This window comes from Salmonella enterica subsp. arizonae, assembly GCF_008692845.1.
GTDB lineage: Bacteria > Pseudomonadota > Gammaproteobacteria > Enterobacterales > Enterobacteriaceae > Salmonella > Salmonella arizonae.
On sequence record NZ_VXJW01000007.1, the window covers coordinates 205,101 to 221,462 of the forward strand.

Here is a 16,362-nt window from a genome sequence, read left to right on the forward strand (position 1 = left end):
CAATGCGAATATTTGTCTACGGCAGTTTACGACAGAAACAAGGCAACAGTCACTGGATGACCAATGCTCAATTGCTTGGCGATTACAGTATCGATAACTACCAGTTGTATAGTCTGGGCCACTATCCAGGTGCCGTTCCGGGAAACGGATCAGTATACGGTGAAGTTTATCGAATTGATAACGCCACGCTGGCCGAACTTGATGCCTTGCGCACCAGGGGCGGTGAATACGCACGCCAGTTAATCCAGACGCCGTACGGCAGCGCATGGATGTATGTGTACCAACGTCCTGTTGATGGTTTAACTCTGATTGAAAGCGGTGACTGGTTAGACAGAAACCAGCACTAACATATAACATATACCTGATGGATTTCGGGTTGCATCAAGGCGGCGACGCAGAGAATCCCCAGGAGCGTACATCAGTACGTGACTGGGGGGAGCGAGGAAAGCCAACACCGAGGCAGTTTGAAAGACGAGAGGTATAATACGCCACCTTCGGGTGGCGTTGTTTTATGCAGTGGCAGCTTTAATTCCGGGTTATCAGGACGCATTTCTCTTTTTTACTATTGCGCTAAAATGCTTATTTAGTGAAGCACTAATTAGTGGTGATTATAATTTTTCTTAAAATATCACTTTGTGTAATTATAGAATTATATGATCCCGCTAGCGGAAGTTATTTTATTTAAGTCGCATTCTCATTCTGTAAAGTAATTATCCAGGTAAGGATAGTAATGGAATGAGTAATATTGTTTATCTTAAACTCATTGGTGAACAACAAGGCGATATTTCTGATGGGGGTGGCACAATTGCTTCAGTCGGTAATCGTTGGCAACAGAACCATGTGAATGAAATATTTGTTTTTTCTTTGGGGGCAGGGGTAACGAATACAGGCAAAGGTACGAACCTACAGGGATTAACATTCAGTAAACAAATAGATAAAAGCTCACCGCTATTAATGAATGCTATTAATAACAATGAGAACCTGTTTTTTGAGTTTTGGTTTTACCGCATAAATAGATATGGTCAATGGGAGAAGTATTATTATATTCAGCTCAGAGGTGCTTCAATATCAAGCATTCAGCTTCGCATTATAGAAGACGAAATCCATACAGAAACAATATCTGTCAATTATGATTATATCCTCAGTAAACACCTGATAAGTAATACCGAGTTTAGTTATCTTGCTCTACCTGCGGAGTACAATAAGCTGTTTGTTCCTGCGCCGAAACCACAGACTCAAACCCTTAACAGCGCTGGTGTAGGCCGACTGCTGGCGGCCGGAGGAATTTATAATGGCAACATCGAGGGATTCAGGGACACTGCAGAAAAACTGGGCGGTGATGCCGTCAAAGGTTACGATCAGATTCTTAATGAGAAAACGGTCAGTACTGCCATTATAGCGGCCTCAATTGCCGCAGGTTATGGGCTTGGGAGGATGGGATTAAGTTCGACGATAAGAAGTCTTGAAAAGCTGAGGCGGATTGAAACCAAGGGCGTATCATTAGGGCGTAGTGCCACCGCTGATAATTTATATCGTCGGACTAGCAATACTGAAGTCTTTTCAGATCTAAAAGTGCCTATGCAGATGCGCTTTGTTGAACAGGCTGCACGTGAAGGTGGGGTAGGCTTAGGGGGAGTTAAAGTGAAAATTATCAGGGATTCTGACCTGAAAGGTAAGAATATCTATGGTTATACTCACCCTAATGGTGATATTGATTTGTACCCAGATGCTTCTACGGATATTGAGCAATTAATAAAAACATTAGGCCATGAAAGAACGCATACTATGCAAATCTATCTCTTTAAGCATCCAAATACATATGCTGATGATGCAATCAAGATGAATAGAGAATTGATATTGAATGAAAAAGCCGCCCATAGTATTGAGGATAGTTTTTGGCAATTTTACCTCAATAATAAGACTGGAAAGCTAGAGGAGTACAAATAGATGAACTCTTTGACCTATCTTGAATGGATGAAGTACTTACCAAAAGATGATGGTAGTTACACCTCATGTGAATGCCCAGTATGTGGTAAAAAAGGACTTTCTTATCAATACTTTGGTTTCGATAATAGTGATATTGGATGGAAAGTTATTTGGTGTGAAACCTGTAAATCAGGAGTAAAGGTTTCGAGAACCAAAATACCCGAAGGGGCTAGTAGGTTAATAGATTTTCAGGAGCAGGAATGTTTCTTTGAAACGAAGCCTGCACTGAAACTATTCGTTTAGAGTAGCATCAAAAAAAGCCCCTCATAAAGTGAGGGGCTTCAATAAGTTATGCTGACCTTAGAAAGCGAACTTATTTCTTCGCAGCGCGCTCGAAGGAAGCAACGATTTCCGCTTTAGCGGCTTCGGCGTTGTCCCAACCGTCAACTTTCACCCATTTGCCTTTTTCGAGGTCTTTATAGTGTTCGAAGAAGTGAGCGATCTGCGCTTTCAGCAGTTCCGGCAGGTCGTTCACATCTTTAATGTGATCGTAATCTTTGCTCAGTTTGGTGTGCGGTACGGCAACCAGTTTCGCATCTTCGCCTGCTTCGTCGGTCATTTTCAGTACGCCAACCGGACGGCAACGGATGACGGAGCCGGGCTGCAGCGGATACGGCGTCGGGACCAGAACGTCTACCGGGTCGCCATCCAGAGACAGGGTATGGTTGATGTAGCCGTAGTTGCACGGATAGAACATCGCGGTGGACATGAAGCGGTCAACGAACAGCGCGCCGCTCTCTTTGTCAACTTCGTATTTGATCGGATCTGCGTTAGCCGGGATCTCAATAACGACGTAGATATCTTCCGGCAGTTCTTTACCCGCCGGGACGTTGAGTAAGCTCATGTCTGTTTCCTTAGAATTTATGACAAACAAGTGGCGAGTATTATAGCCAACTCACGCTGAAAGTCTTCGCTTGTTTTCGCTTCTGCCTCGCCCGACGCTTGGTGGAGAAGAATAACCGGCAGGGTTAAGAAACGGAAAAATAGCCGGTCTGATAAGGCAAAGCCGCCATCCGGCATTTCATTGCCCGATGGCGGCTTCACATTTTATCCCGCCAGGGGGAAGGGTTACGCGTCCGGATATTCGCGGATAAAACGTTCCACGTCTTCAACCATATGTCTATTGCCGACGAAGAACGAGCGGCGCTGGTGCAGGCTTTCCGGAATGATATCCAGAATACGCTCTTTACCATCGCTGGCTTTGCCGCCGGCCTGTTCCGCAAGGAACGCCATCGGGTTACACTCATACAGCAGACGCAGTTTTCCCTGCGGGTGGCTGGCGGTGCTCGGGTAGAGATAGATGCCGCCTTTCAGCAGATTGCGGTGGAAATCGGCCACCAGAGAGCCAATGTAACGCGAGGTGTAAGGGCGGCTTGTTGAACTATCCTCTTCCTGACAGAATTTGATGTACTTCTTCACACCATTAGGGAACTTAATGTAGTTACCTTCGTTGATGGAGTAGGTTTTACCCTTTTCTGGAAAACGCATACGTTCCTGACACAGGCAGAACACGCCCAGCGACGGATCGTAGGTGAAAGCGTGTACGCCGCAGCCGGTGGTGTAAACCAGCATGGTGGAAGAGCCATACACGACATAGCCCGCAGCGACCTGTTTGTTGCCGGGTTGCAGGAAATCTTCTTCAGTAACTGGCGTGCCGACAGGGGTCACGCGACGATAAATTGAGAAAATCGTACCGACAGAGACGTTAACGTCGATGTTGGAGGAGCCATCCAGAGGGTCCATCAGCACCACATATTTTGCGTGTTCGCAGCCTTCAAAGACGACGATCTCGTCCTCTTCTTCCGACGCGATGCCCGCGACAATATCACGCGCTTTTAGTGCAGCTTTCAGTTTCTCGTTCGCGAACAGATCGAGCTTTTGCTGAACCTCGCCCTGTACGTTTTCAGCACCGCTGGCACCCAGGATATCGACCAGACCGGCCTTGTTGATATCGCGGTGGATGATCTTGGCGCCCAATTTTATTGCCGACAGCAAAGCAGTGAGCTCACCGGTAGCCTGAGAGAACTCGTGCTGCTTTTCGACAATAAATTCACCTAACGTTTTCATAACACTTTCCCTGCAATTGATTGGAGTAAAGCGACCGTAACAATCTTAACAAACATTTCAGACGATGCGCTCAGGTGAATCGCGCCAGCAAAGTACAGATTTACCTGAAATGCGTTTCTCACTTGCCAGACATGTGCGTAAAATGGCGCGCAGATAAAAAAAGGATAGTGACGTATGCGCATTCATATTTTGGGAATTTGTGGCACTTTCATGGGGGGGCTGGCGATGCTGGCTCGCTCGCTTGGTCATGAAGTAACGGGTTCGGATGCCAATGTGTATCCGCCGATGAGTACTTTACTTGAGAAGCAAGGGATTGATCTGATTCAGGGTTATGACGCCAGCCAGCTCGATCCGCAGCCGGATCTGGTGATTATCGGCAATGCGATGACGCGCGGGAATCCATGCGTGGAGGCGGTGCTGGAAAAAAACATTCCCTTTATGTCCGGCCCACAGTGGCTGCACGACTTTGTACTTCGAGATCGCTGGGTGCTGGCAGTCGCTGGTACGCACGGTAAAACCACTACCGCAGGCATGGCAACCTGGATACTGGAAGCGTGTGGGTACAAGCCTGGTTTCGTTATCGGCGGTGTACCTGGCAACTTTGAGGTGTCCGCGCGCCTTGGCGAGAGTCTATTCTTTGTTATCGAAGCGGATGAGTACGACTGCGCGTTCTTTGATAAACGTTCTAAATTTGTGCATTACTGTCCGCGAACGCTGATCCTCAATAACCTTGAGTTTGATCACGCCGACATCTTCGACGATCTGAAAGCGATCCAGAAGCAGTTCCACCATCTGGTGCGCATTGTGCCAGGGCAGGGGCGGATCATTTGGCCAGAAAACGATATCAATCTAAAACAGACCATGGCGCTGGGCTGCTGGAGCGAGCAGGAGCTGGTGGGCGAGCAGGGGCACTGGCAGGCGAAGAAGCTGACTACCGATGCTTCCGAGTGGGAAGTGTGGCTGGACGGTGAGAAAGTCGGCGATGTGAAATGGGGCTTGGTGGGCGAGCACAATATGCATAACGGGCTGATGGCGATTGCCGCCACGCGCCACGTTGGCGTCGCGCCCGCTGAAGCGGCCAGCGCGCTGGGGTCATTTATTAATGCCCGCCGTCGCCTGGAGCTGCGCGGTGAAGCTCACGGCGTAACGGTATATGACGATTTCGCCCATCACCCAACGGCGATTCTGGCCACGTTGGCGGCCTTACGCGGTAAAGTCGGCGGTACGGCGCGTATCATTGCGGTGTTGGAGCCGCGTTCTAACACCATGAAGATGGGATTATGTAAGGATGACCTGGCGCCGTCGTTAGGGCGTGCGGATGAAGTTTTCCTGCTGCAGCCGCCGCATATTCCGTGGCAGGTTTCAGAAGTAGCGGACGCCTGCGTACAGCCTGCTCACTGGAGCGGGGATGTCGATACTCTGGCGGATATGGTGGTGAAAACCGCACAGCCCGGCGACCATATTCTGGTGATGAGCAATGGCGGTTTCGGCGGCATCCATCAGAAACTGCTGGATAGACTGGCGAAAAAAGCGCACGCTACGGAGTAAAAAAACGCCCGGTGGCGCTACGCTTACCGGCCTGCGATGTTGTTTGCCGTAGGCCCGATAAGGTGCCAGCGCCGCCATCTGGCAAGCGCTATCAACGTGCGAAATTACCCTTCGTTTTCCGCCAGCTCGCGCAGATACTGGAAGATCTGACGCGCCGATTTCGGCGGTTTGTTGCCTTCTTTCTCTTTCTTCGCATTACGGATCAATGAACGAAGCTGTTGACGATCGGCGTTAGGCCACAGGTTCAGTATTTCGGCTACCGCGTCATCGCCTTCGACGATCAGGCGATCGCGCAGGTGCTCAAGCTTGTGAAACAGCACCACCTGCTGATTATGGCGGTTCTTCAGCTTGTCCAGCGCCTGGCGAATAGGGTCAACGTCGCGTTGGCGCAGCATCTTACCGATAAGCTGTAGCTGGCGGCGGCGTCCTTCCATTTTGATACGCTGTGCCAGTTCGATGGCGTCGCGCAGATCGGCGTCCAGCGGGATCTTATCCAGCGCGTTTCTCCCCAGATCCACTAGTTCCGCGCCCAGGCGTTTTAATTCCTCGGCATCGCGTTTAATTTCACTTTTACTGACCCAGATAATTTCATCGTCTTCGTCTTCGATGTCATCACCGGGAACGTCGTCGAGCCAGTCTTCGGGCTGCTTTGTCATGTCAGGCTCCTTAAAAAAAGAGGCTAATGTTACCAGTTAAGATGCGCACTGAAAAACGGTTCTCTGTTAGACTTCAGAGAAACTCTCTCTACATTATGGCATTTGCAATGAAAGTAATCTCACAAGTTGAAGCGCAGCGTAAGATTCTGGAAGAAGCAGTTTCGACAGCGCTGGAGTTAGCCTCGGGCAAATCAGATGGGGCGGAAGTCGCCGTAAGCAAGACTACCGGCATTAGCGTCAGTACCCGTTATGGTGAAGTAGAGAATGTCGAATTTAATAGCGACGGCGCGCTGGGGATTACGGTATATCACCAGAACCGCAAAGGCAGCGCCTCCTCGACGGACTTAAGTCCGCAGGCAATTGCCCGCACCGTGCAGGCCGCGCTGGATATTGCCCGTTATACCTCGCCGGACCCGTGCGCAGGCGTGGCGGACAGAGAGCTGCTGGCGTTTGACGCGCCGGATCTGGACCTGTTCCACCCGGCGGACGTTTCTCCGGATGAGGCTATTGAATTGGCCGCCCGCGCGGAGCAGGCTTCGCTAAAGGCCGATAAACGCATCACCAATACCGAAGGCGGCAGCTTTAACAGCCATTACGGCATTAAAGTGTTCGGCAACAGCCACGGTATGTTGCAAGGATATTGCTCCACGCGCCATTCGCTTTCAAGCTGCGTCATCGCGGAAGAGAACGGCGATATGGAGCGCGATTACGCTTACACCATCGGTCGGGCGATGGCGGATCTGCAAGCGCCGGAATGGGTCGGGGCCGAGTGCGCGCGTCGCACGTTATCCCGCCTGGCGCCGCGTAAGCTCTCCACCATGAAAGCGCCGGTAATTTTCGCTAATGAAGTGGCGACAGGGTTATTTGGTCATCTGGTCGGGGCGATTGCTGGCGGCGCGGTATACCGGAAATCCACGTTTTTGCTCGACTCGCTGGGCAAACAAATTCTGCCGGAATGGCTGACCATCGAAGAACATCCGCATCTGCTAAAAGGGCTGGCCTCCTCACCGTTCGACAGCGAAGGCGTGCGCACGGAACGTCGCGACATTGTGAAAGACGGCGTGTTGACCCAATGGCTGTTGACCAACTATTCTGCTCGCAAACTGGGGCTGAAAAGTACCGGTCATGCGGGCGGCATCCATAACTGGCGTATCGCCGGGCAAGGGCTGAATTTTGAGCAGTTGCTGAAAGAGATGGGCACCGGCCTGGTGGTGACGGAACTGATGGGGCAGGGCGTCAGCGGGATTACCGGCGACTACTCCCGCGGCGCTGCCGGATTCTGGGTTGAGAATGGTGAAATCCAGTATCCGGTGAGTGAAATCACCATTGCCGGCAACTTAAAAGAGATGTGGCGTAATATTGTCACCGTCGGTGACGATATTGAAACGCGTAGTAATATCCAGTGTGGTTCGGTACTGTTACCGGAGATGAAAATCGCCGGGCAATAGATACTTGTTAAGGCATTAATTCTTTAATAATAAAAAAGGAAGTGAGCAATGCGTAAACACCTGTTAGCGCTCGTCGCGGCTTCAACGCTGGCTCTTGGCTCTTCTGCGTTTGCAGCCGATCTTGAAGATAATATGAATATTCTCAATGATAACCTGAAAGTCGTTGAGAAAACGGATAGCGCCCCTGAACTGAAAGCGGCGTTAACCAAAATGCGCGCGGCCGCGCTGGACGCCCAAAAAGCTACGCCGCCGAAGCTGGAAGATAAAGCGCCGGATAGCCCGGAAATGAAGGATTTTCGTCACGGTTTTGATCTCCTGGTTGGTCAAATTGACGGCGCGTTGAAACTGGCGAACGACGGTAAAGTCAAAGAAGCGAAAGCGGCGGCGGAAGCGCTAAAAAACACCCGCAATACGTATCATAAGAAGTATCGCTAATTTTTGTAGGATGGCGGCTTTGTCTTATCAGTAGGCCGCCATCCGGCAAAACGTAGTACCCATCACACTTTCTCACTTTATACGGCAACGTCATTGTCTATTTCAGACATGCCATTTTCTCTTTACGCCGCGATTCACCTCACACTTTCCCGACGATAACCCCGCGATGCCGCCTTTTCTGTGTAACAGATCACCCTCCCCACTCGCCTTTCCACTTCGAGGTGGAAAATAACTCGCTACAAACATTTAACCCCTGCCGTTAGTTTTATCTCATTGCCATTAACGGGGTGAGACGCGTGGATAACGGAGCAGTAAAACACAACGCCGGGGAACGAATTAACGCACTGGCTGAACAGGTGTTAACGCAGGAGGATGGCCTGTTGGGGCGGCATCACATTGTCCCCAATGCGGTACAGACGCAAATGCTGACCTCTCACGTTCGCGCGATGGCGCATCGGTCAATTACCGGCGAGCCTTTGCCGGAAGTCGATGCGAGCTTGTTTGATGAAATCTCAGCCGAATCAATGGCGCTCGCCCGCGAAATCGTGGCGGCGTTTGGCAACCTTCCTGACGAAGAAGCCTGGCTATTATCGGTACATTTTGAAGTCGCGAAAGACAACTTCTAAGGAGCAAAAAATGGAACAGATTACCGTCGTGATTGGCGATCGCCTGGGTAAAGGCCAGAAAGTGGCGGCAGGCGTGGAAAAAGCGGGCGGATGTGCGGTTGTTGTACCAGGCGTCGCGGCAGACATGAAGCTGGGCGATGTGATGAAAGCGGAAAACGCCACCTTCGGCATTTCATTTTGCGGCAGCGGCAGCGGCAGGGGCGGCGCGGGCGCTATCACCGCGCAAAACAAGCATGGCTACAAAGCCAAATATGGGATGCGGTCAGTGGATGAAGGCGTCACCGCTATCAATGAGGGCTGCAACGTGTTGGGTTTCGGCTTTATGGATAAAGAAGAGCTCGGCGAGCGCCTGGTGCAGGCGTGGCAAAAGAAATGCGGCGCCTGATGATGAAAGAGCAATTCACCACCACGGTGAGAGTAAAAGGCAAGGGCGATGCCAAAGCACGCGCCTTTGCCGATGCGCTGAACCATGCTCAGTCGGCGGTGATGAGAGAGTTGCCGCATATCTTACTGCGTATTGAGCCACAGGATGTGCGGATTGTTCAGGCGCATGAATCGGTGCGTAAAGAGGCCTTTCTGTTTTTCTTTTTGCGCCGGGAACGACGCACCTACAGCGTGGAGCTGGATGTGACCGTCAACGTGACCGCCATCAATCTCGACAGAGTGGATTTCGTCGCGAAACGCTGATTTTTGTTAAAAAGGCATAGTTATGTTCCTGATAATACTAATTAAATCGCTCATTATCGGCGTACTGGTCGGCGTAGGGGTGGGCGCTGGGGCTGCTGGCGAAGAAAACGGTGGTTTATACGGTGCTCGCGCCGCAGGGGATTGTCTGGGGTGACGAAACGGCGCACGTTATTTTTTTACTCGCCATCAGCAAAAGCGAATATGAAGAGGCGATGGCTATCTACAATATTTTCGTCACGTTTCTACGCGAACGCGCTATGACGCGCCTCTGCGCATGTCAGAATTTTACGCAATTTAAAACGGTGGCGATGGAGTGCGTGAGCCGCTTTTGAGAGGCGTTTTCCAGAATAGAATGTAATGCATATGTAATGCTATAATGCATTACAATAATATTATACTCTGGAGACATAATGGCCACACTTAACGTCCGTTTGGATGACAAACTCAAAAACGAGGCTTATGCCGTGCTGGAAAAACTCAATATTACCCCCACAGAAGCTGTCCGGCTGTTGTTTCAATATGTGGCGGAAAACGGGCGTATGCCTGTTAAAACCGTTACGATTAGCGACAGCGAAGACGCATTGCTACAGACAGTCCGGGAACGACTGGCTAACCCACAGAAAGGAATCAGAGTTAGTCTGGATGACCTATGAGCTGGAGTTTGATCCACGCGCGCTAAAAGAGTGGCAAAAGCTGGGTGAAACGGTAAAAAAACAGTTCCGCAAGAAACTTGTCGACGTGTTGTCAAATCCGCGGGTTGAGTCTGCGCGGCTGCGTGAACTGCCAGATTGCTACAAAATCAAGCTGAAGACCTCAGGCTATCGTTTAGTGTATCAGGTGCAGGACGACGTGGTATTGGTGGTGGTGATTACTATCGGCAAGAGAGAGAAATCGGCCGGTTATCGCCAGGCAGACAAACGGCTTTAGAACGCTGGACTAACGCAGGTAATGTACCACCTGGTTACTGCTGCCGCGCCAGATAAGCATAGGATCTTTGAGATCCTGCATGAATTTGCCATCGACCAGCACGCTGATTAAATCCACCACCTGCATTTGCGCGGCGTTGAGTTCAGCCATTTTGTAACCGGTCCAGACCCAGATATCTTTTCCTGGGCACTCTTCGCGAATACGCAGTACCAGTTTCAGGATATCTGGCACGTTTTGCGGATGGAGCGGATCGCCGCCGGAAAGCGAGAGCCCCTGACGTTTAATTCGCGTGTCGTTCAGATCGGCAATGATCCGCTCTTCCATCTCTTTGGTGAATGGCTGACCGGAATTAAGCCGCCAGGTGCTTTTGTTGTAGCAGCCGGGGCATTCATGCACGCATCCTGACACAAATAGCGTGCAGCGCGTACCGGGGCCGTTGACGATGTCGACGGGGTAATATTGGTGAAATCTCATTTTTGCTTCTCATCCGCTTATCAATTCGCGCCATAGCTGCGTTAGCTGCATTCATGCGCCCGAGTCACTTACTTATGTAAGCTCCCCGGGACCCACTCATTTGCTGCCTTGCTATGACGTGAATTGCGTTGCGGAAAAAATGGCCCGAAAAGCGTCGCATCGCCGGGCAATAATACTGTCGAAATTAACCGATCTGACCGTTTCCTAAATGCTTCACGCGGCGCTTCACTTCTTCCTGCTTACCGGCGTTAAACGGACGCGCGTCCGGGCTGCCTAAATAACCGCACACGCGGCGGGTGACCGAGACGCGCGCGGCGTCGTGGTTGCCGCATTTCGGGCAGGTGAAACCTTTACTGGTACATTCGAACTCGCCGGTAAAGCCGCACTCGTAGCATTCATCGATCGGCGTGTTGGTGCCGTAATACGGTACATGCTGATAGCTGTAATCCCAGACATCTTCCAGCGCTTTCAGGTTGTGCTGAATGTTCGGGTATTCGCCGTAGCAAATGAAACCCCCGTTCGCCAGCGGCGGATACGGCGCTTCGAAATCAATTTTGTCGTACGGGTTGACCTTTTTCTCCACGTCGAGGTGGAAGCTGTTGGTGTAGTAACCTTTATCGGTTACGCCCGGCACCACGCCGAACTCGGCGGTATCCAGACGGCAGAAGCGGTCACAGAGGTTTTCACTTGGCGTGCTGTACAGGCTGAAGCCGTAGCCGGTTTCGTCTTTCCACTGATCCACGGCCTGGCGCAGGCGCTCCACAATCGCGATGCCTTTAGCGCGAAGCTGCTCGCTGTCGTACAGGTGTTCGCCGCCGAACAGCGCGTTAATGGTTTCATGGATACCAATGTAGCCCAGAGAGATGGACGCACGACCATTTTTAAAGATTTCAGACACGTCGTCGTCCGCTTTCAGCCGCACGCCGCAGGCGCCTTCCATATACAGGATAGGCGCGACGCGGGCTTTCACGCCTTCAAGGCGGGCGATACGGGTCATCAGCGCCTTCCGCGCCAGCGCCAGACGCTCATCCAGCAGTTTCCAGAATGCGGTTTCGTCGCCTTTTGCTTCCAGCGCGATGCGCGGCAGGTTAAGGCTAATCACGCCCAGGTTGTTACGCCCGTCGTGGATCTGCTCGCCGTTTTCGTTCTCCCACACGCCGAGGAAGCTGCGGCAGCCCATTGGCGTTTTGAACGAACCGGTGACGTTGACCACCTGATCGTAGTTGAGGATGTCCGGATACATGCGCTTGCTCGCGCACTCCAGCGCCAGTTGTTTAATGTCGTAGTTCGGATCGCCAAACTTGTGGTTCAAACCGTCGCGGATGGCGAAGACCAGTTTCGGGAACACGGCGGTTTTGCGATTTTTACCCAGACCGGCGATACGGTTACGCAAAATAGACGCCTGGATCAGACGCGACTCCCAACTGGTGCCGAGGCCAAAACCAAAGGTCACGAAAGGCGTCTGGCCGTTAGCGGTGTGCAGCGTGTTAACTTCGTACTCCAGCGACTGGAAGGCATCGTAGCACTCTTTTTCGGTGCGGGAACGCGCATACCCTTCGGCATCCGGAATCTGCCACTCCGCGGCGGTTTGACGGTGTTTATTGAAGCTGGCGGTAACAAACGGCGCCAACACTTCATCAATACGGTTAATCGTTGTACCGCCATAAATATGGCTGGCAACCTGAGCGATAATCTGCGCGGTAACGGCAGTGGCGGTAGAGATAGATTTTGGCGGTTCGATCTCGGCGTTACCCATCTTAAAGCCCTGGGTCAACATGCCTTTCAGGTCGATCAACATACAGTTGAACATCGGGAAGAACGGCGAATAGTCGAGATCGTGATAGTGGATATCGCCGCGCTCATGCGCTTGCACCACGTCACGCGGCAACAGGTGCTGGCGGGCATAGTGTTTGGCGACAATCCCGGCCAGCAAATCGCGCTGGGTGGGAATGACTTTACTGTCTTTGTTGGCGTTTTCATTGAGCAACGCGGAGTTAGTTTGCTCTACCAGGCCGCGAATTTCCTGGTTCAGACGGCCACGCTTTTCACGCTGAATGTCGCGATCGTGACGGTATTCGATGTAGGCGCGGGCAAGCTGTTTGTACGGGCCGGACATCAGTTGGTTTTCAACCGCAGTCTGGATCTCGTTAATATCGACCTGACTGCGCGCGTTCATTTGGCTGCTAACGACTTCTGCGACGGTGGCACAGTAATCTGCGTCATCGACTCCCGCTGCTTTAGCTGCACGTAGAATGGCTTCCTTAATGCGCTCTGATTTGAATGGCACTTTACAGCCATCTCGTTTCATCACATGCGGTGTCATGATCACTCCATATTTGTAAGAACAGGTTATCCACAGAGGCCGGGGAAGTCATAACAGGTTTATTCATCTCTTTTCCAATAACTTCCCGCAATCCTGACCCAGGTTATCCACAATTCACCTTGTGTCGGGTGAACGGGTGTTGTAGCAATTGTAGTCAATTAATACAACATATTGGGTCGGCGTGCATTTTAAAGTCTATATGTAGTGATTTGCATCAAGGATGTTTGCAATTTTATTGACGTAGAACAAGGTAAAAACCAGAGCGTACAGATGGCGGGCATTGTAGCGTTTGTAAAAGATAGCAAGAAAAATCTGATTAATTATTCAACAAAAACAGGCAGTAAGTTGGAACAACGCCGCAGCCCGTGTCAATAGGGCTACGGCGTTTATCCGTATATGGACAACGTGCTAGCGTTGTAACCACCAGATGGCTTCAAATAGGCGGAGCGTCATCGCAACTGGCTGGCGACCTCGCCATAATTGTGCATTAGCGCCTGCCACTGTCCTTTAGTATGCGGGGGATGCCACTCCTGACACGTTTTGCTCAGATTAGCGACGACCAGCAGAGTTTGCCCCTGTCACTGGTGGCGATAACACCATAGCGATGGGCTATCCGGGAGGAGAGCCTGATAATCGCCCCAGATCAGTACAGGCTGTGTTTTACGCAGCGCGATCAGTTTTTGATAGGTGTAGAGCACCGAGTTTTCATCGCTCAATGCCGCCGCGACATTAACATTCGCATAATTATTGCACAGGTTTATCCACGGTTCGCCTTGGGTGAAACCAGCGTTTTTACCGTTATCCCATTGCATCGGCTTGCGGCTGTTGTCGCGGGATTTACTGGCCAGAATGGCCAGCAGGTCATAGGGATCGCGCCCGGCGGCGCGTAGTCAGGTTTTGCCAGCGTCCACTTTTCACCGCCGGGGTAATCCACCTTCAGATGATGAAAATTGAAGGTCATTGATAGCTCGTTGCCGTTAAGCGCGGCATATTGCTGGCAGTTTTCCAGGGTGGTAGAGGACATTTCGCCTACCGTCATCAGATTACGCGGCGTAAAAACGTCACGGTTCACTTCGCGTAAAAACGCGCGCGCGGCCCGTCGGTATAAAAGCGGCGTCCATCGCCCGCCGGATCGTCAGGAAAATCCTGATGTTTGGAGATCAGATTCACCACGTCCAGACGTAAGCCATCCACGCCGCGATCGGCCCAGAATTTGCAAACCTTTTTCAGCTCGGCGCGCACGGCGGGGTTTTCCCAGTTCAGATCGGCCTGTTCAGGCGCGAAAAGGTGTAAATAATACTGTTCGCTCTGGTTATGCCAGTTGTTCGGGTAGACATCCGGCGTGCCATCGCGCCAGATGTAAAACTGACGGTATGGACTCTCTTTGTTCAGCGCTTCGCGAAACCAGGCGTGCTGGGTTGAAGTATGGTTAAACACCCTATCCAGGATGATACGAATATCGCGCGTTTTCGCCTGCGCCACCAGCTCGTCAAAATCATCCAGCGTGCCATAGGCCGGGTCGATAGCCGTATAGTTTGCGACGTCATAACCGTTATCCACCTGCGGCGAAATATAAAATGGCGTGAGCCAGATGGCATCCACGCCGAGCTGCTGTAGATAGCCAGGGCGCTGGGTGACGCCGCGTAAATCGCCGGTGCCGCTGCCGGTGGTATCCTGAAAACTTTTCGGGTAGATCTGGTAACTCACGCCGTTTTGCCACCAGAGGGGAATAGTCATTGTAGTTTCCTGCAACTGCGCCCCGAAGAAGAAGCATTAGACAATTTGTAATGTGCCCTGACGATGCTTACGCTGATAGATAAAGGCGGTAAGAATCATTGGGATAACGATTGCGATAACCATCGCCATGCCGTACACCTGCCAGTAGCGCGGCGGTATAGATAGGATGCCCTGCAGGCACCGTTGGCGATGACGCCGTTCAGGCCGCAGAGCAGTCCTGCCAGGCCAGAGCCGATCATCGCGCACAGCATCGGAAAACGATACTTCAGGTTGATACCGTACATTGCCGGTTCAGTGACGCCAAGATAAGCGGAAATGGCGGCAGGAACGGAGATCTTGCGTTCATTGTGTTTACGGCTGGAAATGATGATGCCCACCACGGCGGAGGCCTGCGCGGCGCAATCAGCGGCCGGACTGGCGTACCGCCCATGCTCTGTACCATCTGCATATCGATAGCGAGTGTCGTCTGGTGGACGCCGGTAATCACCAGCGGGGCATACAGAAAGCCGAACAGCGCCGCGCCTATCGGGGCGAAACTGCCGGTCATCATATAACGTACCGCAAAGGCCACACCGTCGCCGATCATACGACCAAACGGGCCGATAACGGTGTGGGCGAGAAAGACGGCCAGTATCAACGAACAGACCGGGACGACAACCAGGTAGAGATAATCCGGCACGATGCGCTTCAGGCGCGCTTCAATAAACTCAAGCGTCAGTCCCGCCAGTAGCGCCGGGATTACCTGCGCCTGATAGCCCACCTTCTCAATGCTAGACAAGCCGAAGTTCCAGACGCCTGGCGTTTGCTGGCCCAGCAGATCCCCACCGGCAGATAGAAGAAGATCGCTTCGCCGATCAGCCATAAAAAATCGTAAAGCGTTTTTAGCGTCGGATACATCTGCGCCAGCGTTTGGCCGTTGCTCATCGGCACATCGCCAATCACGTTACGAAAGCCTAAGATCAAACCGCCGCTGATCAATGCCGGTAGTAGCGGAAAGAAGATCTCCGCGAAGTGGGAAATGAACTGCTCATGCCACTTCATGTTCTGACGAGCGGCTTTTTCGCCTGTTCTTTATCAGTATGCGCTTTACCGGTGGCGTCCAGCTGCGCTTTATAGTAATCGCCCACTTCAGTGCCGATCGCCATCTGAAACGGCCCGGCGTTGGTGAAACAGCCTTTAACCATCGGTAATTGTTCGATCTCTTTTAGCCTGGCGTTCGCCGGCTGGCGGAGCACAAAGCGCAAGCGAGTAATACAGTGGCTCACTGTGGCGATGTTGTCGCGCCCGCCGACCCGTTCAATCAGCCGGTCGATATCGGCTTGTTTTACTTCGCTCATCGTAAAGCCAAGAGATGTTATTGGTTGGCGCAAGAGTATCTCTTCAACGTTCGCTTAAGAGTAGGAACGTTCCCGGAATTCGGCGACGATCACAAATTACCCGCAGTATTC

17 protein-coding genes and 3 pseudogenes are annotated in these 16,362 nt (G+C 51.8%); 12 read left to right on the forward strand and 8 right to left on the reverse strand.

Annotated elements, in window-relative coordinates:
* The first annotated feature begins 2 nt into the window (after positions 1–2).
* The 3 genes from F4V61_RS14995 (at position 3) to F4V61_RS15005 (ending at position 2,229) form a co-directional block, all read left to right on the forward strand.
* Entirely contained in the window at positions 3–347 is a 345-nt protein-coding gene (locus F4V61_RS14995; protein ID WP_001219170.1) for a gamma-glutamylcyclotransferase family protein, read from the forward strand.
* Between the two features lie 388 nt (positions 348–735).
* Entirely contained in the window at positions 736–1,947 is a 1,212-nt protein-coding gene (tssD, locus tag F4V61_RS15000; RefSeq protein ID WP_080161071.1) for a type VI secretion system tube protein TssD, read from the forward strand.
* Complete coding sequence (locus tag F4V61_RS15005; protein WP_080161070.1) at positions 1,948–2,229, forward strand: hypothetical protein; 282 nt, start codon at positions 1,948–1,950, stop codon at positions 2,227–2,229.
* Between the two features lie 70 nt (positions 2,230–2,299).
* Here F4V61_RS15005 and ppa read toward each other — a convergent pair whose 3' ends face one another.
* From ppa to fbp, 3 genes are read right to left on the reverse strand one after another with little or no spacing between them, the layout of a single operon-like run.
* On the reverse strand, positions 2,300–2,830 hold the full coding sequence (ppa, locus tag F4V61_RS15010) for an inorganic diphosphatase (RefSeq protein WP_000055080.1): 531 nt from the start codon (positions 2,828–2,830) through the stop codon (positions 2,300–2,302).
* A 17-nt stretch (positions 2,831–2,847) separates the two neighbouring features.
* On the reverse strand, positions 2,848–3,030 hold the full coding sequence (locus F4V61_RS15015; RefSeq protein ID WP_012210633.1) for a hypothetical protein: 183 nt from the start codon (positions 3,028–3,030) through the stop codon (positions 2,848–2,850).
* Between the two features lie 24 nt (positions 3,031–3,054).
* Positions 3,055–4,053 (reverse strand): class 1 fructose-bisphosphatase, encoded by a 999-nt coding sequence (gene fbp, locus F4V61_RS15020; protein ID WP_000853765.1) that lies wholly within the window; start codon positions 4,051–4,053, stop codon positions 3,055–3,057.
* Positions 4,054–4,227: 174 nt separating this feature from the next.
* Between fbp and mpl the strand changes: the two genes are divergently transcribed.
* Positions 4,228–5,601: a UDP-N-acetylmuramate:L-alanyl-gamma-D-glutamyl-meso-diaminopimelate ligase gene (gene mpl, locus F4V61_RS15025; RefSeq protein ID WP_001219821.1), complete on the forward strand. Its 1,374-nt coding sequence runs from the start codon at positions 4,228–4,230 to the stop codon at positions 5,599–5,601.
* 104 nt (positions 5,602–5,705) lie between these two features.
* Here the strand turns inward: mpl and yjgA are convergent, their stop codons facing one another.
* The gene (gene yjgA, locus F4V61_RS15030) at positions 5,706–6,257 is read right to left on the reverse strand and encodes a ribosome biogenesis factor YjgA (protein WP_000166292.1); all 552 of its coding nucleotides are present in this window, start codon (positions 6,255–6,257) and stop codon (positions 5,706–5,708) included.
* A gap of 95 nt (positions 6,258–6,352) precedes the next feature.
* On the opposite strand from yjgA, the gene pmbA reads away from it, so the two are divergent.
* The 8 genes and pseudogenes from pmbA to F4V61_RS15070 all read left to right on the forward strand — a co-directional run bounded on the left by pmbA (position 6,353) and on the right by F4V61_RS15070 (position 10,380).
* On the forward strand, positions 6,353–7,705 hold the full coding sequence (gene pmbA / locus F4V61_RS15035; protein WP_038397075.1) for a metalloprotease PmbA: 1,353 nt from the start codon (positions 6,353–6,355) through the stop codon (positions 7,703–7,705).
* Positions 7,706–7,753: 48 nt separating this feature from the next.
* Positions 7,754–8,140: a cytochrome b562 gene (gene cybC, locus F4V61_RS15040; RefSeq protein WP_038397074.1), complete on the forward strand. Its 387-nt coding sequence runs from the start codon at positions 7,754–7,756 to the stop codon at positions 8,138–8,140.
* A 287-nt stretch (positions 8,141–8,427) separates the two neighbouring features.
* The gene (locus tag F4V61_RS15045) at positions 8,428–8,766 is read left to right on the forward strand and encodes a glycine dehydrogenase (RefSeq protein ID WP_072209869.1); all 339 of its coding nucleotides are present in this window, start codon (positions 8,428–8,430) and stop codon (positions 8,764–8,766) included.
* 10 nt (positions 8,767–8,776) lie between these two features.
* Positions 8,777–9,151 carry an SFCGS family glycine-rich protein gene (locus F4V61_RS15050; protein WP_079828003.1) on the forward strand — a complete coding sequence of 125 codons (375 nt, stop codon included), beginning with the start codon at positions 8,777–8,779 and terminating at the stop codon, positions 9,149–9,151.
* Entirely contained in the window at positions 9,151–9,453 is a 303-nt protein-coding gene (locus F4V61_RS15055; RefSeq protein WP_079828029.1) for a DUF4312 family protein, read from the forward strand. The genes F4V61_RS15050 and F4V61_RS15055 overlap by 1 nt, the downstream gene beginning before the upstream one ends.
* 83 nt (positions 9,454–9,536) lie before the next feature.
* Positions 9,537–9,785: pseudogene (locus tag F4V61_RS15060) on the forward strand (transcription antiterminator BglG); the annotation flags it as partial.
* A 78-nt stretch (positions 9,786–9,863) separates the two neighbouring features.
* Positions 9,864–10,106 carry a type II toxin-antitoxin system RelB/DinJ family antitoxin gene (locus F4V61_RS15065; RefSeq protein ID WP_023182636.1) on the forward strand — a complete coding sequence of 81 codons (243 nt, stop codon included), beginning with the start codon at positions 9,864–9,866 and terminating at the stop codon, positions 10,104–10,106.
* Positions 10,096–10,380: a type II toxin-antitoxin system RelE family toxin gene (locus F4V61_RS15070; protein WP_079828004.1), complete on the forward strand. Its 285-nt coding sequence runs from the start codon at positions 10,096–10,098 to the stop codon at positions 10,378–10,380. Before F4V61_RS15065 ends, F4V61_RS15070 begins: the two co-directional genes overlap by 11 nt.
* 9 nt (positions 10,381–10,389) lie before the next feature.
* Here F4V61_RS15070 and nrdG read toward each other — a convergent pair whose 3' ends face one another.
* From nrdG to treB, 4 genes and pseudogenes are all read right to left on the reverse strand, one after another.
* The gene (gene nrdG / locus F4V61_RS15075; protein WP_079828005.1) at positions 10,390–10,854 is read right to left on the reverse strand and encodes an anaerobic ribonucleoside-triphosphate reductase-activating protein; all 465 of its coding nucleotides are present in this window, start codon (positions 10,852–10,854) and stop codon (positions 10,390–10,392) included.
* Between the two features lie 184 nt (positions 10,855–11,038).
* A complete protein-coding gene (nrdD, locus tag F4V61_RS15080; RefSeq protein ID WP_000187814.1) occupies positions 11,039–13,177 on the reverse strand; it encodes an anaerobic ribonucleoside-triphosphate reductase in 2,139 nt (712 codons plus the stop codon).
* 408 nt (positions 13,178–13,585) lie between these two features.
* A pseudogene (locus F4V61_RS15085) lies at positions 13,586–14,914 on the reverse strand (alpha,alpha-phosphotrehalase).
* A gap of 36 nt (positions 14,915–14,950) precedes the next feature.
* A pseudogene (gene treB, locus F4V61_RS15090) lies at positions 14,951–16,251 on the reverse strand (PTS trehalose transporter subunit IIBC).
* Positions 16,252–16,362 lie beyond the last annotated feature (111 nt).